This window comes from Nocardioides sp. YIM B13467 (assembly GCF_042788075.1).
In the GTDB taxonomy this organism is placed as follows: domain Bacteria; phylum Actinomycetota; class Actinomycetes; order Propionibacteriales; family Nocardioidaceae; genus Nocardioides.
The window spans coordinates 3,723,096-3,746,402 of record NZ_JBHZPJ010000046.1 but is presented as its reverse complement, the minus strand read 5'-3'; the positions used below and the strand labels follow the sequence as shown (position 1 = coordinate 3,746,402).

The following is a 23,307-nucleotide window of genomic DNA, read 5'->3' as shown; positions in this document are numbered from 1 at the left end:
CAGATCGAGAAGACCCTCAAAGAACGGGTCGGCGGCCCACCCCAACCAAGAAGCACAGCACGCGACAAAACTGAACCACCACCCACGTACGACCAAAAGCCCCTGACCAACCCCGAACCCAGCTACCGTCCACGAGCATGAAACCCCTCGGCGACGTCCCCTGGCCCCCAGACCCGATCGTCACCGAGCGCCTGATCCTCCGGCACACCAAGCCCGAAGACAGACCAGGACTGGCCAGCCTCCTCTCGGACGAGACCGTGCAGGCGTACCTCGGCGGCCCGCAGCACACCCGAGAAGAGCTGGAGCAGCTGATCCCCGAGGATCCGAACACCAGGCCCGGAATCTTCGCCGTCGAGCACGCGGGCGAGTTCATCGGAAGGATCACGATCCAGCGCCGCGACCGGGCGTGGGCGCACCACGTACGCGAGGACGGCGACGAGGTCGAGCTCGGCTACGAGTTTCTTCCGACATCGTGGGGCGCGGGCATCGCGACCGAAGCGACCCGGGCGGCCCTCGGCTGGATCGAGGCCACGCTCCCGGGCGAGCCGGTCGTGCTCACCACCCAGGTGGCCAACGAACGCTCCCTACGCCTGGCCCGCAGGCTCGGGTTCGTCGAGGTGGAGCGATTCGAGGCCTTCGGCGCGGAGCAATGGTTCGGTCACCGCCGCGGCGGTTAGTCGTCGTTCTCGAACATGTTGGCCGTTCGCAGTCCGGCGTCAGCGAGGTCGTCGGCCGACATGCCCTGGACCCGTCACCTGCCCACCCCTAGCGAGACCGACTCTGGCTTGACCGGAACCGGGTCTCCGCAGTGATGACGCGTCGACAGCGGTGGGAACCATCGCCTATCCCGCCGACCGGCGGGAGGCACCATGCACTATCCATGCCGCGACGTTCTCGGCGCCGGCCTGGAGCGGCCCTGGCAATGCCAGGCTCGGCCCAGCTCGCAACCGCCGTTGTGCGGCCATCATCCTCCTCGCCAGGGGGCCGAGTTGAGCCAGATACTCTGCTTCGAACGCCTCGGTGACATGCAGGATCACGACCTTCGTACTGGCCATCTCGAACACCGACGCGTGCCGGATCTCTGACCACGGCACCAACTCCGGCCAGCGGATCAGACTGCCGTGGAGCCTTCCGGGCACCGGATGTATGCCCGTCTCATCGACAACGATCGCAATCGTCCGCAGGAGCTGCACCACGAACAACGGAATGCCGATGACTCCGAAGAACGCAACGCTCATCCACCCAGCCAGCTGTTCGTCAAGTGCGGTCGCGTTCAGAGCTATCACGAGGCCAATGACCGTGAATCCGATCGCCCCGAGCAAGAGCAGCCAGGTTTGGCGCCTGCCTACCTTGAGTTCCACCCGCCCGTTTCTGGCGAGCTCCTGCTCCCACTCCTGCCAGGCAGGGGAACCCGATTCACGCATCCGCACAAACTAGCGGAACGGCCGAGCGGTCACTCCTCGGGAGTACCGAGGTAGGCGACCAGCGCCAGGTGGTCGGAGCCCGGCACCTCGACCGTCTTCGTCGCCAGCGCGACGAGGTCATCCCCGATCAGGACGTGGTCGATCGCGGTCGAAGGCGGAAGAGGTACGCCGGCGAACCCCTCGGTCGGCCAGGTGGGCTGCCATCCGGCGTTGCTGGCCCGGGCCGCGTCCTGCAGGTCTGCGTCGTCGAGCAGCCGCCGGACGGTGTGGTGGTCGAGCGAGGCGTTCAGGTCGCCCAGGACGAGGTCGGGCTTCTCCGCGGCCGCTTCCTCGATCATCAGTTCCTGCTCGGCCGGCCAGGATGCGAGCGTGGGCGGCGCCGGATGCGCGACGACGACCCGCCGCTCCCCCACGTCGGCGACCCACGACCCCATCGCCGTCTCGATCCGGCGCGACTTGGTGATCGGCTGGTCGGCGAAGATCATCGTGCCCATGGTGCCGGGGGCGGCTTCGCCGATCCGGTAGGGCAGCTGGTCGCGCAGCGTCCTCGACAGCTTCGCGAACGCCTCCGGGGTGATCTCCTGGATCGCGAGCACGTTGACCTTGTGCGCGCGCACCGCCTCGACCACGGCGTCGGTGTCGCCCTTGCCCTCGAGAAGGTTGGTGGTCATCACGGTCAGCGGCTCGCCGGCACTGGTCGCGCGGGATCCCGCGTAGAGCGGCGCCTGCCAGGCCAGGTGCACCGCCAGCAACAGCGCGACGACCCCGGCGACGACCGCGAGCCGGACCCGCCCGGGACCAGTGGCCAGCCAGACCAGCACCAGGACCGCGACCAGACACAGGGCGTACAACCCGACGCCGAAGGGCGCGAACGCGGCCAGGCGCACCGCACGCAGGTCCGTGCTCGCCAGCGCCCGGGAGAACGTGATCGCCAGCGCAGGCAGGCCACAGAGGACCAGCACTCCCCATGCCAGCGCCAGGGGCACCCACCGGGCTCTGCTCACGGGGCCACCGCCGTAGCGCAAGCGCCAGAGTACGGCGCCGGCCCCGTGTTGATCATCTGGTTCGCTCGCCGGCGCTCGCTCACAGCACCACCAGGTCGTCGCGGTGGATGACCTCCCGAGCGTACGCAGCGCCCAGATTGGCCTCGAGATAGCCGGAGGAACGTCCGGCCAGCCGCGGGATCTCGTCGGCGTCATAGTTCACCAGGCCGCGCGCGACGGCCACGCCCGACGGGTCGATGACGTCGACCGGGTCACCGGCATGGAACGCCCCGGAGGAGCCGGTGACCCCCGCGGCGAGCAACGAGGCACCGCGGCGACTGATCGCGGCGACCGCACCGGCGTCGACGGTGATCGAGCCGACCGGCTCGGTGGCGTGCTGGAGCCACAGCAGCCGCGCCGGGCGCCGCTTGCCGACGGCATGGAACAGGGTGCCGACCGGCTCGCCCGCGAGCGCGGACTCTGCCTGAGCGGCCGAGGTCAGCACGACCGGGACACCGTCGTCGACAGCGATCCGGGCGGCCTCCAGCTTGGTCACCATGCCACCGGTGCCCACGCCGGCGGCGCCCGCCTTGCCGATGGTCACCCCGGCGAGGTCGGCAAGCGAGGCGACCTCGTCGATCCGCTCCGAGCCAGGCTGGGAGGGCGGCGCGTCGTAGAGCGCGTCGACGTCGCTGAGCAGCACCAGCAGGTCGGCCTTGACCAAGTGGGCCACCAGCGCCGCGAGCCGGTCGTTGTCGCCGAACCGGATCTCGGAGGTGGCCACGGTGTCGTTCTCGTTGACGATCGGGAGCACACCCAGGTCGAGCAGCTTCGACAGCGTCGCGTCGGCATTGCGATAGTGGGCCCGCCGGTTCAGGTCATCGACCGTGAGCAGCACCTGACCTGCGATGATGCCGTGCCGGGCGAGCTCGTCGGTGTAGCGGTGAACGAGCAGCCCCTGCCCCACGCTCGCCGCCGCCTGCTGCTTGGCCAGCGCCCGCGGACGCTTGGCCAACCCCAACGGCGACAGCCCTGCCGCGATCGCCCCCGAGGAGACCAGGACGACCTCCTGTCCGGCGGCCCGCGTCTTGGCGAGTACGTCCACGAGCCCGCTGAGACGGGCCGGGTCGATGCCTCCTGCGGCAGTCGTCAGCGAGGACGACCCGACCTTGACCACGATCCGGCGTGCCCCGGTCACGACCTCGCGCTGCACCGATCCCCCTCGTACGTCAGCCTTACTCTCCGCTGCGCCGGATCCTACCTGCGCCCGCACCGGTCGAACCGCACGTTTCCGCTGGTCGAGCGGGCGCTACCGTCCCGACTCCGCCGACGGGTCGTCCTCGGCCCAGTCCGCGTCCGGATCCTCGTCCCCGCCGATCTCGTACGCCACCGGCCCGGCCCCGTCGCGCAGCCGGCGGGCGACGTCGGCGCGGGCCTCGTACTCTTCCTTGGTCTCCATCCCGGCGTCGATCTCGCGTCGCCGGGCGGCAGCGGGGCGCTCCTCGTAGAAGCGCTGGTCCTCGCCGCGGCGGCCGAGCATCTCTGCGCCGGTCTCGATCGAGGGGCGGAAGTCGAAGACGACCGCGTTCGCCGGGTCGCCGATGATGACGGTGTCGCCCTCCTGGGCGCCGAGCTCGACCAGGCGCATCTCGACGCCGAGCCGGTTGAGGCGGTCGGCGAGGTAGCCGACGGCCTCCTCGTTCTCGAAGTCGGTCTGGCGCACCCAGCGCTCGGGCTGCGGGCCACGGACGAGGTATTCGCCGTTCTTCGACACCTTGACCGTGAAGCCGTTCTTGCCCTCGGCACCCTCGGGGCGCAGCACGATCCGGGTCGGCGGAACCACGGGGACGTCCTTGCGGGAGGCGGCGACCAGCTCGGCCATCGCGTAGATCAGCTGCTGGGTGCCTTCGCCGGAGGCCGCGGAGATCTCGAAGACCTTCATCCCGCGCTTCTCGAACTCGCCGATGGTCATCTCGGCGATCTCGCGGCCGTCGGGGACGTCGACCTTGTTCAACGCGACCAGCCGGGGCCGGTCCTCGAGGCCGCCGTGGCGGGAGAGCTCGTTCTCGATGACGTCGAGGTCGTCGATCGGGTTGCGGCCCGGCTCGATGCTCGCAGTGTCGATGACGTGGACGAGCGCGGCACAGCGCTCGATGTGGCGCAGGAACTCGTGGCCGAGGCCGCGACCGTCGGCGGCACCCTCGATCAGGCCCGGTACGTCGGCGACGGTGAACGTGATCTCGCCGCCCTTCACGACGCCGAGGTTGGGCACCAGGGTCGTGAACGGGTAGTCGGCGATCTTCGGCCTGGCGCGCGAGATCGCCGCGATCAGGGACGACTTGCCGGCGCTCGGGAACCCGACCAGGCCGATGTCGGCGACGACCTTGAGCTCCAGCCCGATCTCTCGGGCCTCGCCCGGCTCACCGAGGAGCGCGAAGCCGGGGGCCTTGCGCTTGGAGGAGGCCAGTGCCGCGTTGCCGAGCCCGCCACGGCCGCCCTCGGCGATGACCAGCTCGGAGCCCGGGCCGACCAGGTCGGCCAGGACGTTGCCGTTCATGTCGGTCACCACGGTGCCGTCGGGGACCGGAAGCACCATGTCCTCACCGTGGGCGCCGTTCTTGTGGTCACCGGCGCCCTGGCCGCCGTTGGGGGCCTTGCGCTTGGGACTGTGGTGGTAGTCGATCAGGGTGGTCACGTCAGGGTCGACGCGCAGGATGATCGATCCGCCCGGGCCGCCGTTGCCGCCGTCGGGACCGCCGAGCGGCTTGAACTTCTCGCGGTGAACCGACGCCACCCCGTGTCCGCCGCGACCGGCCTCGACGTGGAGGGTGACGCGGTCGACGAAGGTGGGTACAGCCATGGCTCCAGCCTACCGACGGCACGCCCCACACCTGTTATCCGCGCGACGCGTCGCGGCCTCGGGTGCAGACTGTGCGCATGCGTGTGGGAACAGTGATGTGGCCGATCGAGGACTGGCCGACGATGGGCGAGCGTTGGGTGCAGGCCGAGCAGCTCGGGTTCGAGACGGCGTGGGTCTATGACCACCTGGCCTGGCGCGGGCACAGCCCGTGGGAGGAGGCGTTCACGTCGATGGCGGCCGCGGCCGCCCTGACCTCCACGATCCGGCTGGGCACGCTGGTGACCACCCCGAACTTCCGTACGCCGATCCCGACCGCCGCGGCGATCCGTAGCCTCGACCGGATCTCCGGTGGGCGGGTGACGATCGGCATCGGTGCGGGCGGCGACGACCACACCTCCGACGGGGACGTGCTCGGGCGGGAGTTCACGCCTCGCGAGCGCGCGGACCGGTTCGCGGAGTGGACCCGCACCGTCGACCAGCTGCTGCGCGACTCGCCGGTGACGATCGACGGTGAGCACTGGCAGACCCACGAGGTCACCGTCTCCCCCGGCCAGGTGCAGCAGCCCCGCACCCCGCTGTGGCTGGCCGGCAACGGCCCGCGCGGGATCCGGCTCGCCGCCGAGGTCGGCGACGGGTGGATCGCCAATCCACAGAGCGACGACCCGAAGGCGTACGTCGCCCAGCGGCTCGAGATGCTCCGTACGGCCTGCGAGAAGGCCGGCCGGGACTACGACGCCATGCCGAAGCTCTTCATGTCCGGCTTCACCGACGAGCCGTGGACCGAGTCGGCCGACGCGTTCGAGGACCTCGCCGGCTCCTACGCCGAGATCGGGATCACCGACATCGCGATCCACTGGCCGCGTGCCGGGACCCGCTGGGAGGTCCCGTGGGACACCTTCGAGGCGATCGCACAGCGCGCGACGGAGCTCTGAGACGACCAAAACCCGAAAGGGCGCTCCCCCAGCGGGGAGCGCCCTTTCGCAGAAGTGCTATCGAATCAGGCGTCAGCCGGAACGATGTTGATCACGCGGCGGCCGCGGCGCTTGCCGAACTCGACCGCGCCCGGCTGCAGGGCGAACAGGGTGTCGTCGCCGCCACGGCCGACGTTGGTGCCGGGGTGGAAGTGAGTGCCACGCTGGCGGACGATGATCTCGCCGGCGCTGACGACCTGGCCGCCGAAGCGCTTCACGCCGAGGCGCTGAGCGTTGGAGTCGCGACCGTTCTTGGTGCTTGCCGCACCCTTCTTGTGTGCCATCTTCTCAGTCCTTTAAGTGTCTCTAGAACGCCGGAATCAGGCGTTGATCGCGGTGACCTTGACCTGGGTGTACTTCTGACGGTGACCCTGGCGCTTCTTGTAGCCGGTCTTGTTCTTGTACTTCTGGATGATGATCTTCGGGCCCTTGGAGGCACCGACGATCTCAGCAGCAACCGAAGCCTTGTCGAGGCCGGTCGAGGTCACGTTCTCGCCGTCGACCAGGAGGACCACGGGCAGCGAGACGGCCGAGCCGTTCTCACCGTCGAGGCGGTCGATCTCGATGACGTCGCCGACAACGACCTTCTGCTGCTTGCTGCCAGCCTTCACGATCGCGTACACCGCGGTCTCCTTCATTGCTCCGAACTCAAAGTCTTGTGTCGACCCGCGGCAAGGCAGACCGGACCCCGAAGCGATAGGTGCCAGCAGATGCCTGCAGGAACGGCGCACTGCGCACGCCGAGATTCAATCTTACGTACGCGGCGAGGTAGCCGCAAAACGCCGCGACACCGTCTACCTGACAGGGTCGCGATGGATGCCTGCGACATGGTGCCCCAGAGGGCCCCGATCGCACCAACCGGGCGCCCGGTTCGGCGGCAACCCCTACGAACCGGGCACGATTCCGGGCATGATGGCGCCCATGACGTCGACCGAACCGTCGCTCGCGAACCAGGCCCGGCAGGAGGAGATCCTGGCGCGCGCACGCACGACCGGCCGGGTGTCGGTGACCGATCTCGCGCCCGATCTCGGGGTGAGCGTCGAGACGATCCGGCGCGACCTCAAGGTGCTCGCCGACCGCGGCGTCGTGGAGCGGGTCTACGGTGGCGCGGTCGCCCTGGAGAGCGGCAGCTTCGAGACCTCCCTCGAGTTCCGCGCGGGCCGTGACGTCGACGAGAAGCACCGGATCGCTCGCGCCGCTCTCCAGCACCGGCACGGCGCGGAGACGATCTACATCGACGAGGGCACGATGCCGCAGTTCCTCGCCGAGGAGCTCCTCGGCCAGGGGCCCGCGACGATCATCACCCCCTCGCTCCCGGTGGCCACCCGTCTCTCCGCGGACCCGGACCTCACCGTGATCATCCTGGGCGGGCGGGTCCGCACCATCACCCGAGGCGTCGTCGACCAGTGGGCGACCCGGATGCTCGCCGACCTGGTGATCGACCTGGCCTACATCGGCGCCAACGGGATCTCCCGCGAGCAGGGCCTGACCACCCAGGACCCGTCGGTGGCCGCGGTCAAGCGCACCGCCATCGAACGATCGAGGCGGCGGATCTTCTTCGGCGCCCACACCAAGTTCGGGGCCTCCAGTCTGTGCCGTTTCGCGGGCGTACGCGACTTCGAGCTGCTCATCACCGGCACCGAGCTGTCGGCCTCCGAGGCCCGCCGGTTCTCGGCGCTCGGACCGCGGGTCGTACGGGCCTGAGAACGGGCAGCAACCGGGCGCTTCGGGCGCAGCGACCGGGCTAGGGGGTCCGGCGAGAATTACGCCATCGTGGTCCGTGACGACAGTCACACTGCGAGGAGGCAGATCGATGCGGGTACGGAGACGGACCTCCGCAGCGCTGACAGCGCTCTCATTGACCACCGTGTTGTTGACGGCATGCGGGACCGGCGGACTGGGCGCCGGCGGGACGAGCGCGGGTGAGCACAGCATCACGGTGCTGATGGTCAACAACCCCCAGATGCTCGAGCTCCAGGAGCTCACCGCGGAGCACTTCACCGAGGAGACCGGGATCGAGGTGAACTTCGTGGTCAAGGTCGAGCAGGACATGCGCGACACCGCGAGCACCGAGTTCGCCAACCAGTCCGGGATCTATGACGTGGCGACGCTGTCCAACTTCGAGATCCCCTACTACGCCGAGGCCGGCTGGATCTCGGACATGGAGAGCATCGCGAACGACCCGGAGTTCGACCAGGACGACATCCTGCCGCCCATGACCGAGGCGCTCTCGGCCAACGGCAAGGTCTACGGCCAGCCCTTCTACGGCGAGTCCTCGTTCCTGATGTACCGCAAGGACCTGTTCGAGAAGCACGGCATCGAGATGCCGGCCAACCCGACCTGGGAGCAGGTCGCCGGCTTCGCCGCCCAGATGGACGAGGCCGAGGCGGACATGCGCGGCATCTGCCTGCGTGGCCTGGCCGGCTGGGGCGACAACCTCGCCTCGATCACGACGGTGGTCAACACCATGGGCGGCACCTGGTTCGACGAGGACTGGAACGCCCAGGTCAACAAGGGCGGCTTCAAGAAGGCGGCCAACTTCTACGTGGACCTGGTCCGCGAGCACGGCGAGGCCGGCGCCGCGACCTTCAGCTTCCCGCAGTGCCTCAACGCCATGCAGCAGGGCAAGGTCGCGATGTGGTACGACGCCACCTCCGGTGCCGGGTCGCTGGAGGCCGAGGAGTCGCCGGTCAAGGGCAAGGTCGGCTACGTCGCCGCCCCGCACGACCAGACCGAGAACGCCGGCTGGCTCTACACGTGGGCCTGGGCGATCCAGAAGGCGTCTCGGCACCAGGAGGACGCCAAGAAGTTCGTCGCCTGGGCCTCCAGCAAGGAGTACGAGCAGCTGGTGATGGCCGACACCGAGAACGACACCGGCGGGCCGACCAACGTTCCCGCGGGCAAGCGGGCCTCGACCTATGAGGACCCCGATTACCTCGAGGTGGCCGGCTCCTTCGCGACCCCCACCATGAATGCGATCAAGAACGCCCAGGCCGACAACCCCGGCGTCCAGAAGCGGCCCTACAACGGCATCCAGTTCGTCGGGGTTCCGAGCTTCACCGACTTCGGCACCGAGTGCGCCAAACAGCTCAGCAGCGCCATCTCGGGCTCGAAGACCACCGACGCGGCACTCGACCGCTGTCAGTCGCTCGCCCAGGCGTACGGCGACGTCCAGAAGGAGAAGCAGTGATGGCCACCGTGACCGCACCACTCCGCGAAACGACCGAGCCGACGGCGACCCGGCCGCCCGCGGCGTACAGGAAATGGGGCCGGGAGTCCTGGAAGCTTCGCGCGCCGCTGCTGCCCGCACTGGTCTTCCTGATCGTGGTGACGCAGCTGCCGTTCGTGGCGACACTGGTGATGTCGTTCATGAACTGGAGCGCTCAGCCCGACGCGCCGGGGCGCAGCTTCGCCGGCTTCGACAACTTCAAGACCGTGTTCACGACGCCGGCCTACCGTACGGCCGTCCTGAACACGATCGAGATGACGGTGGTCGTCGTCGGGGTCAGCGCCGTGCTCGCCCTCGGGATCGCGCTGCTGCTCAACCACGCCTTCATCGGCCGCGGTCTGGTCCGCACGATGATGATCGCGCCGTTCCTGATCGTGCCGATCGCGGCCGCGGTCTTCTGGGGCAACGGCATCCTGATGACCGGGTTCGGCTTGGTCGACGGTGTGCTCGGTCAGCTCGGGGTGCCAGGTGCCCAGGACATCGCGTTCCTCACCGACCATCCGAAGCTCGCCATCGAGATCGAGCTGATCTGGCAGTGGACGCCGTTCATGATGCTGATCCTGCTCGCCGGCCTGCAGTCGCAGGACCCCGAGGTGCTGGAGGCGGCGAGCATCGACGGCTGCAACGGGTGGCAGACCTTCGTGCACATGACGCTCCCCCACGTACGCCGCTACCTCGAGCTCTCGATCGTGCTCGGCACGATCTTCATCGTCCAGAACTTCGACTCGGTCCTGGGTATGACCGGTGGGCTGAACTCCACCAACATCCCCTACGCCGTCTACGAGACGTTCTACTCGGCCAAGGACTACGGGGTCGCCTCCGCGCTGGGCGTCGTCGTGGTCATCGGCTCACTGATCATCGCGACCTTCGCGCTGCGCGTGGTGTCGTCCCTGCTCGAGGAGGAGAGCTGATGAACACCTGGAACCGGCAACGGGTGGCGAAGATCGCCATCCCGCTAGCAGCCTGGCTGATCGGCATCATCTTCGTGATCCCGATCCTCTACATGGTCCTGACCTCGCTGCACGCACCGCAGGACGCCCAGACGTACCCGCCCAGCTGGGGTGCGCCGCTGACGCTGGACAACTACACCGGCCTGTTCACCTCCGCGAACCCGATCACCCCGGCACTGATCAACTCCGTGATCACCAGCGTGATCTCGACGCTGCTCGTGCTCGCCCTGGCCATCCCCGCCGCGTACGCCCTGGCGATCAGGCCGGTGAAGAAGTGGTCGGACGTGATGTTCTTCTTCCTCTCGACCAAGATGCTGCCGATGGTCGCGGGCATCCTGCCGCTCTACCTGTTCACGACGAAGGTCATCAACATGCCCGACAACGTGATCGTCCTGATCCTGATCTACACCGCGATGAACCTGCCGATCGCGGTCTGGATGATGCGCTCGTTCCTGGTCGAGGTGCCGCCCGCGATCATCGAGGCGGCCTCGATCGACGGCGCCGGCACGTTCCGCATCCTGACCCGCATCGTGGCCCCGATCGCCATGCCCGGCGTCGCGGCCACCTCGCTGATCTGCTTCATCTTCGCCTGGAACGAGCAGCTCTACGCCAAGGTGCTCACCAGCGTCGCCGCGCAGACCGGACCGGTCTACGTGAACACCCTGATCCAGACCGAGCACGCCTACCTCGCCGAGCTGGCCGCCGGGGCGACGCTGATCTCGCTGCCCGTGCTCATCGCCGGGTTCGCGGCTCAGGACAAGCTGGTGCAGGGACTCTCCCTCGGGGCGGTCAAGTGAGCGAGCACCATCAAGTGACCTACCCGCGACTCACGACAGCCCGGCTCGGCGAGCTCTCGGCGGCCGTTGCGGTCCCTGCCTACGACCGGACCGCCGTCACCCCCGGGATCGTGCATCTCGGGGTCGGTGGCTTCCACCGCGCCCACCAGGCGCGCTACGTCGACGACCTGCTCGCATCGGGCGTCCGCGACTGGGGCATCGTCGGGGTGGGGCTGATGCCCCAGGACGTACGCATGCGGGATGCTCTCGCCGTGCAGGACCATCTCTACACCCTCGTCGAGCGGGCGCCGGACGGGAGCGTGCGGGGGCGGGTGATCGGCTCGATCATCGACTACCTCTTCGCGCCCGACTCCCCCGCGGACGTGCTGGAGCTCCTCGCCGACCCGCGGATCCGGATCGTGTCGCTGACCATCACCGAGGGCGGCTATCACGTCAACCAGGCGACCGGCGGCTTCGACGCCTCCGACCCCGCCATCCAGGCGGACCTGAAGCCAGGTGCCGTGCCGACCACGGCATTCGGGTATGTCGTGGAGGCGCTGGCGCGCCGTCGTGCCGCCGGGGTGGCTCCGTTCACGGTCATGTCGTGCGACAACATCGCTGGCAACGGGGAGGTCGCCCGGGCGATGCTGTCGGCGTTCGCGTCCCTGCGCGACCCGGCCCTGGGCGACTGGATCGGGTCCGAGGTGGCCTTCCCGAGCTCGATGGTGGACCGGATCACCCCGGCCACCACCGACGCCGACGTCGAGGAGGTCGGCTGGCGGTTCGGGATCGGGGACGCCTGGCCGGTGGTCAGCGAGCCGTTCTCCCAGTGGGTGCTCGAGGATCGCTTCCCCCAGGGACGGCCGCCGTTCGAGCTGGCCGGGGTCGAGATGGTGCCCGATGTCGAGCCGTACGAGCTGATGAAGCTGCGGCTCCTCAACGCCAGCCACCAGGCGCTGTGCTACCTCGGCTATCTGTCCGGCTACCGCTACGCCCACGAGGTCTGCACGGACCCGCTGTTCGTCGACTTCCTGCTCGGCTACATGTCGCAGGAGGGCACCCCGACCCTGCCGCAGGTGCCTGGGGTGGACCTGCCGGGCTACCAGCAGGAGCTGATCTCCCGCTTCGCCAACCCCTACATCCGCGACACCCTGGCGCGGCTGTGCGCGGAGAGCTCCGACCGGATCCCCAAGTGGCTCGTACCCGTCATCTCGGCCCAGCTCGCCTCGGGAGGATCCGTCCGCCGATCGGCGCTCGTCGTCGCCTCCTGGGCCCGCTACGCCGAGGGCGTCGACGAGCAGGGCGCGCCGATCGACATCGTCGACCGGCGCCGGGCCGACGTGACGGCCCGCGCGATCGCGCAGCGCGAGGACCCGCTCGCCTTCCTCCGCGACCCCGACCTCTTCGGCGACCTCGTCGACTCCCCTGAGTTCACCGAGCCGTACGCCGAGGCGCTGGCGTCGTTGCACGCGGTCGGCGCGCGGAAGACTCTCGAGATCTGGGAGGACTGAGCAGACAGCACGACGCCCCGGTGCCCGCTCTCGCGGATACCGGGGCGTCGTCGCTGGATCAGCTGTCGTCCGCCCTTCGGGCGGTTACTCGCTCGTCTCGGACTGCGCGGTGTTTCGGCTGGCGCCACCGCGGGTGCGGGTCACGACCTTCGGCGCCGGGGTCGAGGCGGCGCCGTTGCTGACGACCGGCGCCTCGGACTTGGTCGCGGTCATCACCGCGCCCTCACCGGTGCTCACGACCTCGCGGCGGGCGCCGCGGCGCTGCCGGGTGACCACCTTGGGCTTGGAGTCGACCGGCTCGGCCGCAACCGGCTCGGCCACGATCGGCTCCGGCTTCGACTCGGGCTCGGTCGCCTCGGGCTCGACGGCCGGGGCCACGGGAGCGGGCTCCTCCTCGGCGACCGGCTCGATCGCAACCGGCTCGGACACAACCGGCTCGGACGGCGCCGGCTCCGGCTTCGACGCGGTCGAGCTGCCGACGACGGCGGCCAGGACCGGACGGCCGGTGGTGGCGGCACGACGGGTGCGCGTACGCGTGGTGACCTTCGGGGCCTCCGGCTCGGCCGGGGTCTTCGGCTCGGCCGGAGTCTCGGCGGCCGGGGTCTCGGCGGGCGTCTCGACCGGCTCGGTCACCGGGGCCGACGCCTTGGACCGGCGCGAGCGGGTGCGGGTCGTGACCTTCGGAGCCTCGACCGCCGCCGGCTCGGACGCGGCCTCGACGGGCTCGGCCACCGGGGACTCAGCAGGGGTCTCGACCGGCTCGGCCACCGGGGCCGACGCCTTGGACCGACGCGAACGGGTGCGGGTCGTGACCTTGGGAGCCTCGGCGGGCTCAGCGGGGGTCTCGACGGGCTCGACGACCTGGGCAGCCGGCTCGTCGGTCTTCTCCACGCCGTCGCTCTGTCCGGCCATGGCGGCGAACTCGGCGGGCGTGGGCGTCTTGGCGGACTCCTCCGCGGGCTCGGCGCGCTGCTCGAAGCCGGCCTCGTCCTTGCCCTTGCCGCGGCCACCGCGACCACCGCGACGGCGCGAACGCGGCTCGTCGGGGGCGACACCGGAGGACTTGCCGGCCTCGACCGGGTGCTCGTGGATCACCAGGCCACGGCCGCCACAGGCGTCGCAGTTCTCGGAGAAGGCCTCGAGCAGGCCGGTGCCGATCCGCTTACGGGTCATCTGCACCAGACCCAGCGAGGTGACCTCGGCGACCTGGTGACGGGTCCGGTCGCGGCCCAGGCACTCGACCAGGCGACGAAGCACCAGGTCACGGTTGGACTCGAGGACCATGTCGATGAAGTCGACGACGATGATGCCGCCGATGTCGCGCAGCCGGAGCTGGCGCACGATCTCCTCGGCCGCCTCGAGGTTGTTCTTGGTGACCGTCTCCTCCAGGTTGCCCCCGGAGCCGGTGAACTTGCCGGTGTTGACGTCGACGACGGTCATCGCCTCGGTGCGGTCGATGATCAGCGAGCCACCCGAGGGCAGCCAGACCTTGCGGTCCAGGCCCTTCGCGATCTGCTCGTCGATCCGGTACGCGGCGAAGGCGTCGGCCTCACCGTCGTACTTCTCCACGCGCTCCTCGAGGTCGGGGGCCACCGACTGGACGTAGTCCTTGACGGTCTCCCACGACGAGTCGCCGGAGATGACCAGCTTGGCGAAGTCCTCGGTGAACAGGTCGCGCACGACCTTGAGGGTCAGGTCGGGCTCGCCGTAGAGCAGCTGCGGGGCGTTGCCGTTGGCCTTCTTCTCGATGTCCTCCCAGCGCGCCTTGAGCCGCTCGACGTCACGCGTGAGCTCGTCCTCGGCAGCGCCCTCAGCAGCGGTGCGTACGATCACGCCGGCCGTGTCGGGGACGATCTCCTTCAGGAGGGTCTTGAGGCGGTTGCGCTCGGTGTCGGGCAGCTTGCGGGAGATGCCGGAGGTGGTGCCGTCGGGCACGTAGACCAGGAAGCGGCCGGCCAGCGAGATCTGCGAGGTCAGGCGGGCGCCCTTGTGGCCGATCGGGTCCTTCGTCACCTGGACGAGCACCTTCTGGCCGGAGGTCAGCACCGACTCGATCTTGCGGGGCTGGCCCTCCTTCCAGCCGAGCGAGGCCCAGTTGACCTCACCGGCGTAGAGCACCGCGTTGCGGCCCTTGCCGATGTCGATGAACGCGGCCTCCATGCTCGGCAGCACGTTCTGGACACGGCCCAGGTAGACGTTGCCGATCAGGCTGGTCTGGCTCTCGCGGGCGACGTAGTGCTCGACGAGCACCTTGTCCTCGAGCACCGCGATCTGGGTGAGGTCCTCGCGCTCACGGATCACCATGACCCGCTCGACCGACTCGCGGCGGGCCAGGAACTCGGCCTCGCTCACGATCGGGGCGCGACGACGACCGGCCTCGCGGCCCTCGCGGCGGCGCTGCTTCTTGGCCTCCAGGCGGGTCGAGCCCGCCAGCGCGGTGATCTGGTCATCACCGGTGCGGCTCTGGCGAACCTTGGTGACGGTGTTCTCCGGGTCGTCCCCGGTGGCGGCGTCGCCCGAGGCCTCGCCGGCCCGGCGACGGCGACGGCGACGGCGCGAGGAGGTGCTGCCCTCGCCCTGGTCGGCGTCGGCGTCCTTGCCGGCGTCGTCGTTCTCGGCCTCGGCGTCCTCGGACCTGTCCTCGGTGTCGGACGCGTCGGAGCCGTCGGTGTCACCGTTGGCACCCTTGCGACGACGGCGGCCGCCACGGCGGCGGCGACGACGGCCGTTGCCGCCGCCCTCACCGTCGTCGGCCGAGCTCTCGTCGGACTCGTTGCCGCTCTCAGACTCGATCTCGATCTCGGGCTCGGGCTCGGGCTCGGTGTCGGTGGCCTCGGGCTCCTCGTCGGCGGCCTTCTCCTCGACCGGGGCCGCGCCGCGCGAACTGCGCTTGCGGGTCCGGGTCGGGGCCTCCTCCTTCGCAGCCTCGGCGGCAGGCTCGATGGCGGGCTTGGCTGCCGGCTCGTCCTCGGCGGGCGTCTCGACAGCGGCCTTCGCGCTTCGCGCGATTACTCCCTCGCTCGGCGCGAGCGGACGAGCAAGCTCGCCGCTCGACCTCGCTCCGGTCGTCTCGACCGGCTCCGCGACGGCCTTCGGCTCGGCCGTCTTGCGCGTACGCCGGCGGGTGGTCGTCTTGGTCGGCGCCTGGAACAGCACCGCGGGGGCCGGCGGACCGGCCTGCTCGGCCTCGGTCTCCTCGAGGGTCTCGTCGGCAGCCTCCTCGGCGGGGGTCTCGACGGGCTCGACGACGGGCGCGGCGGCCTTCTTGGCGGCCGTCTTCTTCGCGGTGGTCCGCTTGGCGGCGGTCTTCTTCGCCGCCGTCTTCTTGGCCGGAGCCTCGACGGTCTCGGCGGGAGCCTCGGGGGTCTCGGAGGACTCGCCCTCCGGTGCGGTGGTGGCCTCGGGGGTCTCGACCTCGGCCGGCACGGGGGCGGCAGCCTTCTTGGTCGTACGCTTCCGGGTCGTCTTCTTCGCCGCCGTCTTCTTGGCGGGGGCCTCGGCTGCCTCAGCAGACTCGGCGGTCTCCTCGGCGGGGGCCTCGACAGCCTCGGCCGGGGCCGCAGCTGCGGCCTTCTTGGTGGTGCGCTTTCGCGTGGTCTTCTTCGCCGCGGTCTTCTTCGCGGGAGTGGTCTCGCCGGTCGCTTCCGCGTCGGTCGTGGGGGTGTCGGTCACCAGAGCCTGCGCTGTTTCAGCGTCGTTCTCGGTGTTCTCGACAGTGGTCTCGTCGGCCATGCCGTTCTCCTCATCCAGGACCTTCACAGGTGCCGGATAGTCAGGTGCCGGGAAACGGGCGCTGCGCAGTATCGAACTTTTTCCACGTAGCAGCCGCGTCGCGGCGCAAAGCTTGTCAGGGCGGCGGCATCCTCCGCAGCGGTGCGTCACAGGCAGCGGTTCGTCACCTGCCGCGGTCGCTCGGCCGTCCGGGACCTTCCCGGGCGAGTCGCTCTCACTGACCTGCTAGGCCTGCGTCGCGGTCTGGTGACGCCCTACCTCCTGTGTGCCGGAGTGCGGCCCCGGAGGACCCACGCCGGCGAGGCGTCGTCGGACTGTCCATTCCTCGGGGCGGGCCCGATTGTTTGAGCAGTCGTCTCGGAGTATCGCATACACCCTGTCAACAGATCGATATCCGGACACGAACCAGACTCAGGGGAGGGTCGCTTCCTTCATCTGGCGCGACTTGTAGACGTTGACGATCACGACACCGTCGAGCCACTCGGTGAGCCGCTCGGCCTCGGCCACCAGTGCCTTCTGACCGGCCCCGCCGATGTCGTGGCGCACGATCGGGTGCACCCGGCCATCGTCGTCCTGCGCCCAGGCCCCCACGATCCGGCCGTCCCACCAGGCGGTGTTGCCGGCGTTGCCGTTGGAGTCGAAGAGGTAGGCCACATCCTCGGCGTCCAGATAGAACCCGCGCTCCTTCCAACCCATGACGGTGGGGTCGAGCGTGGGTAGCAGCGCGGCCGAGGGCTCGATCTCGGGCTCGGGTGAGGTGGCGATCGGGTCGTCCGGAAGGACCCATCCCGTGCCACCGCCCTCGAGCCCGACCTCCACGGCACCGACCGCGGCGAGCGCGGCCCGCACGGCCGACTTCGTGGACCCGAGCCACCAGACCATGTCGGCCTCGGTGCCCGGACCGAAGGTCCCCAGCCAGCGGCGGACGAGCTCGGCATAGCCTTCGGCGGGCGCGAGCGGGACCGGCACCTCGTCGAGCCACGACTCGGTCAGCGTCCAGGCAGGCTTGTTCAGCCGCCAGTGACCGAGGTTGGTCGCCCGCATCAGCCGACCCTGCGCAGCGAGGGTGCCGATAACCCAGCGGCCGATCGCGAACTCACCGCCCCACTTCTTGCCGGGCGTGCCCATCCGGAAGCGGGCGTCGAGCTCCGGTACCAGCTCACGCAGCTGCGTCGTGGTCCGCGGCTCTCCGTCGGCCAGCGCGGCCAGCGTCGCCGCGTACGCCTTCTCGATCCAGCCGTCCTGGTCCTCGTGAATACCACCGGAGGTCAGCCACTTGTAGAGGTTCTTCTCCTCCTGGGCGGCCACTCGGGCCGAGGCGCTCCCCAGCGCGGCCGGCAGCAGGTCGCGCGGGAAGGCGAAGAGCGTACGCCGCATCGCCAGCTGCTTGACCAGCGAGCGCTCCTCGTAGAGCGCCCGCTCGACGTCCTCGACGCGGAGGTCGTGGACCCGGGCGTGCAGGGCGAGGTGGACGGTCGCGGCCTCGGTCGCGTGCCAGGCGGTCATCGCCTGCGTCGCGGTCGCCACGTCGGCGTACCTGTGGTCGGGGGCGATCCCGTGCCGGCGGACCAGTCTCGCCCGGCGCTCACGGTCGGTGACCATTCTCATCGGCAGAGCCTCATCCAAGGCACGTTAGTGGAGCGGGTCGCCGATCGTGCCGGAAGCCTCGTCGAAGACTCCCTGGCTGAGCCGGGTCAGGAGCGGCAGTCCGCCGTGCTCGGGTCCGACCTTCAGGCCGCCGATGCGCTCCAGGCCGGTGACGACGTCGTCGGGACGTACGGTCGGGGTGCCGTGCTTGAGCAGGAGCTCCAGCCGGGAGCCACCCTCACGAGGCGCCGAGCCGAGGCGAACGACCGCGCTTCGGGCATCGAACTCACGCAGACCCTTCTTGGTCATCCGGGACACGATGACCTCCTCGGCCCCGAGGAACGCCTCGACAGCCGCAGCCGCCGCCTCCGGCGCCGTCGGGAGGTCGATGATCCACTCGCTGCCGGTGAGCAGGTCGGCCAGAGCGCCCTTGGGCGAGGTGGCGGTGTCCACGACGTCGAGCAGGTCGAGACCGTCGGGCATGACCTCGTCCAGGGCAGCCTTGGTCGCGGCCGGGTCGACCGTCTCCCGCAGTCCCAGCTCGACGTACTCGGCCTCGCTCGCCGCACCCGTCGGGGCCGCACCGGCGTAGGAGATCCGCGGGTGCGGGTTGAAGCCCGAGGAGTAGGCCACCGGGATCCGAGCCCGGGCGACCGCGCGCTCGAAGGCGCGGCTGAAGTCGCGGTGGCTGGTGAACCGGAGCCGGCCGCGCTTCGCGTAGCGGATGCGGAGACGCTGGACCGGCGGGGCCTGCTGTTCGGGCTGTTGACGCACGAGGTCGATTATGTCGGTCCTCGGGCGCGATCACCCATCCGGCGAATGGAAGGCGAACGCTTTGTAACGGTTCGCGCACGAAAAATGGGAGACTCGCGCGGTGACCCACCACAGAGCCAGGAAGTTCTCGGTACGCCTCAAGGAGCTTTTGCCGATCTTCGCGGTGGTCCTCACGGTCGGCGCCATCGCCGCGCTGACCGTCCTCGCGCCCCGGTTGAGCGACTCCAGGCAGGCCTCCGCGGACACCTCCTCCTCGCCGAGCGCCGATCCCGATGTGCCCAGCCCGTCGGCCTCCGCCTCGGCGCTGTCGGAGCCGCTGCCGAAGTTCAAGACGCTGGACGCACCGCCGGCGATCGACAAGGCCCCGAAGAAGCCGAAGATCGACCCGTGCGCGGTCCCGCGCAACCTCACCGTGATGACCTTCAACATCAAGGGTGGCCGGGTCTCCCCCGGCGAGCTCGGCGGCATCGCGAGCGTGATCCGGGCCTCTGGCGCCGACGTCGTACTCCTCCAGGAGGTCGACCAGAACCGCCGCCGCTCCGGCAACGTCGACCAGCCGGCGATCATCGCCTCGCACCTGGGGATGCAGTCGGTCTTCGGCGCCAACGCGTACATCACCGACCGCGGTGGCTACGGCACCGCGATCCTGTCGCGCTACCCCATCGCGGAGTCCGGCAATACCCACCTGCCCAACCGCGACGGCAAGGAGCAGCGCGGCGTGCTCCGGGCGAACATCATCGTCGAGGGCCAGCGCCTGGTCGTCTTCAACACCCACCTCGACCACACCTCCGACTCGCTGCGGCAGGCCCAGATCGGTGCGGTGATGTCCAAGGTGAACGCCTACGACGGCGCCAAGCTCCTCGGCGGCGACCTGAACGCAGGCGACGGCTCCAGCGTCCTGGGCGCCGCACTGGCCACGCTCTCCGATGCCGGCGCCTCTCTCGGCGCCAGCCACGACGGCGGCGGCCGCGTCGACTACCTGCTCCCCAACTCCTGGCTCTCCGCCGGCGACGGCAACGTCACCCCCACCGGCCTCTCCGACCACCACGCCGTCAGCATCGACTTCGCCATGCGCGGCGCCGCGGACTGCTGAGGCTCCAGCCTCGGGGTAGGACGGCCGGGCCGGCGCGTCAGTAGCGCTCGACCGATACGGCGCGTTCCGGCGGGTCGTACGCCTCCGGCCAGAAGTCGGTCACTCGGGTGATCCGGCCGCCACGGACCTCGAGGAACGTCTGCGACTCACCCGATTCCTCCCCCATCCTCCAGTCGAACCAGACCACGGCCCGATCGTCGTCGGCGATCACGATCTTCGGGCTGAGGCGCCACTCGCCGGGGTAGGTCTGGTTGAACTCGAGAAACGACTGGCGCCCGACGATCAGCTCGCGGGTCTGCGGCATGTCGTAGACGACGTCCTCGTCCAGCACCGCCGCCAAGGCGCCCCAGTCCCGAGCATCGAGGAGCTGGAGATATCTACGTGCCAGTGCGCTGTTGTCCGACATGGCGGCAACCTACCGGTGCTCGAGCGAGGGCGTGGGAGACTTCCCGCCGTGATCGAGTTGCGCCCAGCCGTTGCTGCTGACGTCCCCGCACTTCTCGAGCTGTGGGAGGTGGCTGCGGAGAACGACTCGCGGCCGACGGACTCTGCGGTGAAGGTCGAGACGCTGATCTTGCGCGACCCGGAGGCCTGCACGGTCGCGGTCACCGAGGCGGGCCGGGTCGTCGGTTCGTTGATCTCCGGCTGGGACGGCTGGCGCGCCCACCTCTACCGGCTGGCGGTTCATCCCGACGTACGCCGCCAGGGGCTGGCCCGCCGCCTCCTGGCCCACGCCGAGACCCGGCTCGTGGCGCTCGGCGCGGGCCGGATCGACGCGATGGTCCTGGAGGGCAACGACCTGGGGCAGTCGCTGTGGAAGAGCTCGGGATACGAGTCGCAGGCCGAGTGGCGCCGCTGGGTCCACCCGGTCGGCTGAGCGGCGGGTAACCGGTCGCCAAAGAGACCGAGTCGGGTCTACCTTCAGCGGATGGAGTTCCTGACCCCCGAAGACCTTCCCGCACCCGCCGGCTACAGCCACGCGGTGATCACCGACCCCGGCGCCCGGCTGGTCGTGACCTCGGGCCAGGTCGGCGTCACCGACGAGGGCGCCGTGGCCGACGGCTGGGAGGCGCAGACCCGGCAGACCTTCGTCAACCTCGGCGTGGCCCTGGCCGCCGCGGGCGCAGCCTGGGCGGATGTGGTGAAGCTGACCTACTTCGTCGTCGACACCACCGAGCTGCCGCTGATCCGGTCGGTACGCGACGAGTTCGTCGACCTCGCACACCCGCCGGCCAGCTCGCTGGTGCAGGTCGCCGGCCTCTTCCGCCCCGACGTACTCATCGAGGTGGAGGCCACCGCCGCCATCCCCTCACCGTAGCGGCGTGCCTCGACCCGGGAGTCTGACGCCACCGAGGTGAGCTTCATGAGTCGGACCTGCATAGCCGGCAACGTCTTTCCCTCCACCGGTTCAATCAGCGACTGATCCGACAGGAATCCGACTACACGACCGAGAGTGGCAGCAGCTTCTTGCCGGTGGGGCCGATCTGGATGTCGGTGTTCATCTCCGGGCAGACGCCACAGTCGTAGCAGGGGGTCCAGCGGCAGTCCTCGACCTCGATGTCCTCGCCGTCGGCGACGGCGAGGGCGTCCTCCCAGTCGGCCCAGAGCCAGTCCTTGTCGAGGCCCGAGTCGAGGTGGTCCCACGGGAGGATCTCGTCGTACTCACGCTCGCGGGTGGTGTACCAGTCGAGGTCGACGCCGGTGCCGGCGAGACCGGTCTCGGCGGCGGTCATCCAGCGGTCGTAGGAGAAGTGCTCGCTCCAGCCGTCGAAGCGGCCGCCGTCGCGCCAGACGTGCTCGATGATCCGGCCGACCCGACGGTCACCGCGCGACAGCAGGCCCTCGACGATGCCGGGCTTGCCGTCGTGGTAGCGGAAACCGATCGCGCGGCCGAACTTCTTGTCGGCGCGGACCACGTCGCGCAGCTTCTGCAGCCGCTCGTCGGTCGTCTCGTGGTCGAGCTGGGAGGCCCACTGGAAGGGGGTGTGGGGCTTGGGTACGAAGCCACCGATCGAGACAGTGCAGCGGATGTCGTTGCGGCCCGACACCTCGCGGCCCTTGGCGATGACCTTCTTCGCGAGCTCGGCGATCTGGAGGACGTCCTCGTCGGTCTCTGTCGGCAGGCCGCACATGAAGTAGAGCTTCACCTGGCGCCAGCCGTGGGAGTAGGCGGCACCGACGGTGCGGATCAGGTCCTCCTCGGTGACCATCTTGTTGATCACCTTGCGCATCCGCTCCGAGCCACCCTCGGGGGCGAAGGTCAGACCGGAGCGACGGCCGTTGCGGGAGAACTCGTTGGCCAGGGTGATGTTGAAGGCGTCGACACGGGTCGAGGGCAGCGAGAGCGACACGTTGGTGCCCTCGTAGCGGTCGGCCAGGCCGGTCGCGACGTCACCGATCTCGGTGTGGTCCGCCGAGCTCAGCGAGAGCAGGCCGACCTCCTCGAAACCGGACTTCCGGATCCCGTTCTCGACCATGTCGCCGATGGTCGTGATCGAGCGCTCGCGCACCGGGCGGGTGATCATCCCGGCCTGGCAGAAGCGGCAGCCACGCGTGCAGCCACGGAAGATCTCCACCGAGAACCGCTCGTGGACGGTCTCAGCCAAGGGCACCAAGGGATTCCGCGGGTAGGGCCAGGCGTCGAGGTCCATCAGGGTGTGCTTGCGCACCCGCCACGGGATGTCGGGGCGGTTGGGGACCACGGCCTCGATCTGGCCGTCGGCGGCGTAGTTCACGTCGTAGAACTTCGGCACGTAGACGGCACCGGAGACGGCCAGCCGCCGCAGCAGCTCGTCGCGGCCGCCGGGGCGACCGTCCTTCTTCCACTCGCGCACGACCTCGGAGATCTTGAGCACGACCTCCTCGCCGTCACCGAGCACGGCAGCGTCGAGGAAGTCAGCGATCGGCTCGGGGTTGAACGCGGCGTGGCCGCCGGCGAGCACCACCGGGTCGTCGTCGCCGCGGTCGACCGCGTGCAGCGGGATCCCGGCGAGGTCGAGCGCGTTGAGCATGTTGGTGTAGCCGAGCTCGGTCGAGAACGAGAGCCCGAACACGTCGAACGCTTTCACCGGACGGTGGGCGTCGACGGTGAACTGCGGGATCGGCCCCTGCTCGTCGCCCTCGCGCATGATCTTCTCGAGGTCGGGCCACACGGCGTAGGTGCGCTCGGCGGCGATCCAGTCGCGCTCGTTGAGCACCTCGTAGAGGATCTGGACACCCTGGTTGGGCAGGCCGACCTCGTAGGCGTCGGGGTACATCAGCGCCCACCGCACCTCGACCTCGTCCCACTTCTTGACGGTCGAGTTGAGCTCCCCACCGACGTACTGGATCGGCTTGGACACCAGCGCGAGGCGCGGCTCCAGCCGAGGGAAGACAGACTCAGGAACGAGGTCGCTCTGGGCGACGGTCACGATGGGC

Annotated in this window: 21 protein-coding genes; 10 read left to right on the top strand and 11 right to left on the bottom strand. The window is 69.7% G+C overall.

Features of this window, described 5'->3' with window-relative positions; all coding sequences use genetic code 11:
- The first annotated feature begins 137 nt into the window (after positions 1–137).
- Entirely contained in the window at positions 138–677 is a 540-nt protein-coding gene (locus ACFX43_RS25075; RefSeq protein WP_378837229.1) for a GNAT family N-acetyltransferase, read from the top strand.
- Positions 678–842: 165 nt separating this feature from the next.
- Here ACFX43_RS25075 and ACFX43_RS25070 read toward each other — a convergent pair whose 3' ends face one another.
- From ACFX43_RS25070 to obgE, 4 genes are all read right to left on the bottom strand, one after another.
- Positions 843–1,424, bottom strand: coding sequence for an STM3941 family protein (locus ACFX43_RS25070; RefSeq protein ID WP_378837222.1), 582 nt, complete (start codon positions 1,422–1,424; stop codon positions 843–845).
- A 29-nt stretch (positions 1,425–1,453) separates the two neighbouring features.
- Positions 1,454–2,428, bottom strand: coding sequence for an endonuclease/exonuclease/phosphatase family protein (locus ACFX43_RS25065; protein ID WP_378837218.1), 975 nt, complete (start codon positions 2,426–2,428; stop codon positions 1,454–1,456).
- 79 nt (positions 2,429–2,507) lie between these two features.
- Positions 2,508–3,620: a glutamate 5-kinase gene (gene proB, locus ACFX43_RS25060; RefSeq protein WP_378837210.1), complete on the bottom strand. Its 1,113-nt coding sequence runs from the start codon at positions 3,618–3,620 to the stop codon at positions 2,508–2,510.
- Between the two features lie 96 nt (positions 3,621–3,716).
- The gene (gene obgE / locus ACFX43_RS25055) at positions 3,717–5,267 is read right to left on the bottom strand and encodes a GTPase ObgE (protein WP_378837205.1); all 1,551 of its coding nucleotides are present in this window, start codon (positions 5,265–5,267) and stop codon (positions 3,717–3,719) included.
- 77 nt (positions 5,268–5,344) lie between these two features.
- On the opposite strand from obgE, the gene ACFX43_RS25050 reads away from it, so the two are divergent.
- Entirely contained in the window at positions 5,345–6,199 is an 855-nt protein-coding gene (locus ACFX43_RS25050; protein ID WP_378837176.1) for an LLM class flavin-dependent oxidoreductase, read from the top strand.
- Between the two features lie 65 nt (positions 6,200–6,264).
- Here the strand turns inward: ACFX43_RS25050 and rpmA are convergent, their stop codons facing one another.
- Complete coding sequence (gene rpmA / locus ACFX43_RS25045) at positions 6,265–6,522, bottom strand: 50S ribosomal protein L27 (protein ID WP_141803598.1); 258 nt, start codon at positions 6,520–6,522, stop codon at positions 6,265–6,267.
- A gap of 36 nt (positions 6,523–6,558) precedes the next feature.
- Positions 6,559–6,861 (bottom strand): 50S ribosomal protein L21, encoded by a 303-nt coding sequence (rplU, locus tag ACFX43_RS25040; RefSeq protein WP_160024636.1) that lies wholly within the window; start codon positions 6,859–6,861, stop codon positions 6,559–6,561.
- A 298-nt stretch (positions 6,862–7,159) separates the two neighbouring features.
- On the opposite strand from rplU, the gene ACFX43_RS25035 reads away from it, so the two are divergent.
- The 5 genes from ACFX43_RS25035 to ACFX43_RS25015 all read left to right on the top strand — a co-directional run bounded on the left by ACFX43_RS25035 (position 7,160) and on the right by ACFX43_RS25015 (position 12,704).
- A complete protein-coding gene (locus tag ACFX43_RS25035) occupies positions 7,160–7,942 on the top strand; it encodes a DeoR/GlpR family DNA-binding transcription regulator (RefSeq protein WP_378837170.1) in 783 nt (260 codons plus the stop codon).
- A gap of 109 nt (positions 7,943–8,051) precedes the next feature.
- Positions 8,052–9,428 carry an ABC transporter substrate-binding protein gene (locus ACFX43_RS25030; protein WP_378837163.1) on the top strand — a complete coding sequence of 459 codons (1,377 nt, stop codon included), beginning with the start codon at positions 8,052–8,054 and terminating at the stop codon, positions 9,426–9,428.
- Positions 9,428–10,378, top strand: a complete 951-nt coding sequence (locus ACFX43_RS25025; protein ID WP_378837157.1) for a carbohydrate ABC transporter permease — start codon at positions 9,428–9,430, stop codon at positions 10,376–10,378. Before ACFX43_RS25030 ends, ACFX43_RS25025 begins: the two co-directional genes overlap by 1 nt.
- Positions 10,378–11,214 carry a carbohydrate ABC transporter permease gene (locus tag ACFX43_RS25020; RefSeq protein WP_378837151.1) on the top strand — a complete coding sequence of 279 codons (837 nt, stop codon included), beginning with the start codon at positions 10,378–10,380 and terminating at the stop codon, positions 11,212–11,214. The genes ACFX43_RS25025 and ACFX43_RS25020 overlap by 1 nt, the downstream gene beginning before the upstream one ends.
- Positions 11,211–12,704, top strand: coding sequence for a mannitol dehydrogenase family protein (locus ACFX43_RS25015; protein WP_378837146.1), 1,494 nt, complete (start codon positions 11,211–11,213; stop codon positions 12,702–12,704). Before ACFX43_RS25020 ends, ACFX43_RS25015 begins: the two co-directional genes overlap by 4 nt.
- Positions 12,705–12,788: 84 nt before the next feature.
- Here the strand turns inward: ACFX43_RS25015 and ACFX43_RS25010 are convergent, their stop codons facing one another.
- From ACFX43_RS25010 to ACFX43_RS25000, 3 genes are all read right to left on the bottom strand, one after another.
- Positions 12,789–16,436, bottom strand: a complete 3,648-nt coding sequence (locus ACFX43_RS25010) for an Rne/Rng family ribonuclease (protein ID WP_378837138.1) — start codon at positions 16,434–16,436, stop codon at positions 12,789–12,791.
- A 411-nt stretch (positions 16,437–16,847) separates the two neighbouring features.
- The gene (locus ACFX43_RS25005; RefSeq protein WP_378837133.1) at positions 16,848–18,044 is read right to left on the bottom strand and encodes a winged helix DNA-binding domain-containing protein; all 1,197 of its coding nucleotides are present in this window, start codon (positions 18,042–18,044) and stop codon (positions 16,848–16,850) included.
- Positions 18,045–18,068: 24 nt separating this feature from the next.
- Positions 18,069–18,797, bottom strand: a complete 729-nt coding sequence (locus ACFX43_RS25000; RefSeq protein ID WP_378837129.1) for a TIGR03936 family radical SAM-associated protein — start codon at positions 18,795–18,797, stop codon at positions 18,069–18,071.
- A 100-nt stretch (positions 18,798–18,897) separates the two neighbouring features.
- Here ACFX43_RS25000 and ACFX43_RS24995 point away from each other — a divergent pair, with 100 nt between their 5' ends.
- Entirely contained in the window at positions 18,898–19,890 is a 993-nt protein-coding gene (locus ACFX43_RS24995) for an endonuclease/exonuclease/phosphatase family protein (protein ID WP_378837125.1), read from the top strand.
- 37 nt (positions 19,891–19,927) lie between these two features.
- On the opposite strand, the gene ACFX43_RS24990 is transcribed toward ACFX43_RS24995, so the two are convergent.
- Positions 19,928–20,296, bottom strand: a complete 369-nt coding sequence (locus tag ACFX43_RS24990; protein WP_378837120.1) for a nuclear transport factor 2 family protein — start codon at positions 20,294–20,296, stop codon at positions 19,928–19,930.
- A gap of 48 nt (positions 20,297–20,344) precedes the next feature.
- Here ACFX43_RS24990 and ACFX43_RS24985 point away from each other — a divergent pair, with 48 nt between their 5' ends.
- Both ACFX43_RS24985 and ACFX43_RS24980 read left to right on the top strand, forming a co-directional pair.
- Entirely contained in the window at positions 20,345–20,767 is a 423-nt protein-coding gene (locus tag ACFX43_RS24985; RefSeq protein ID WP_378837116.1) for a GNAT family N-acetyltransferase, read from the top strand.
- Positions 20,768–20,818: 51 nt separating this feature from the next.
- A complete protein-coding gene (locus tag ACFX43_RS24980) occupies positions 20,819–21,208 on the top strand; it encodes a RidA family protein (protein ID WP_378837108.1) in 390 nt (129 codons plus the stop codon).
- A gap of 121 nt (positions 21,209–21,329) precedes the next feature.
- Here ACFX43_RS24980 and ACFX43_RS24975 read toward each other — a convergent pair whose 3' ends face one another.
- Positions 21,330–23,300, bottom strand: a complete 1,971-nt coding sequence (locus ACFX43_RS24975) for a TIGR03960 family B12-binding radical SAM protein (RefSeq protein ID WP_378837103.1) — start codon at positions 23,298–23,300, stop codon at positions 21,330–21,332.
- Between the last annotated feature and the right edge of the window lie 7 nt (positions 23,301–23,307).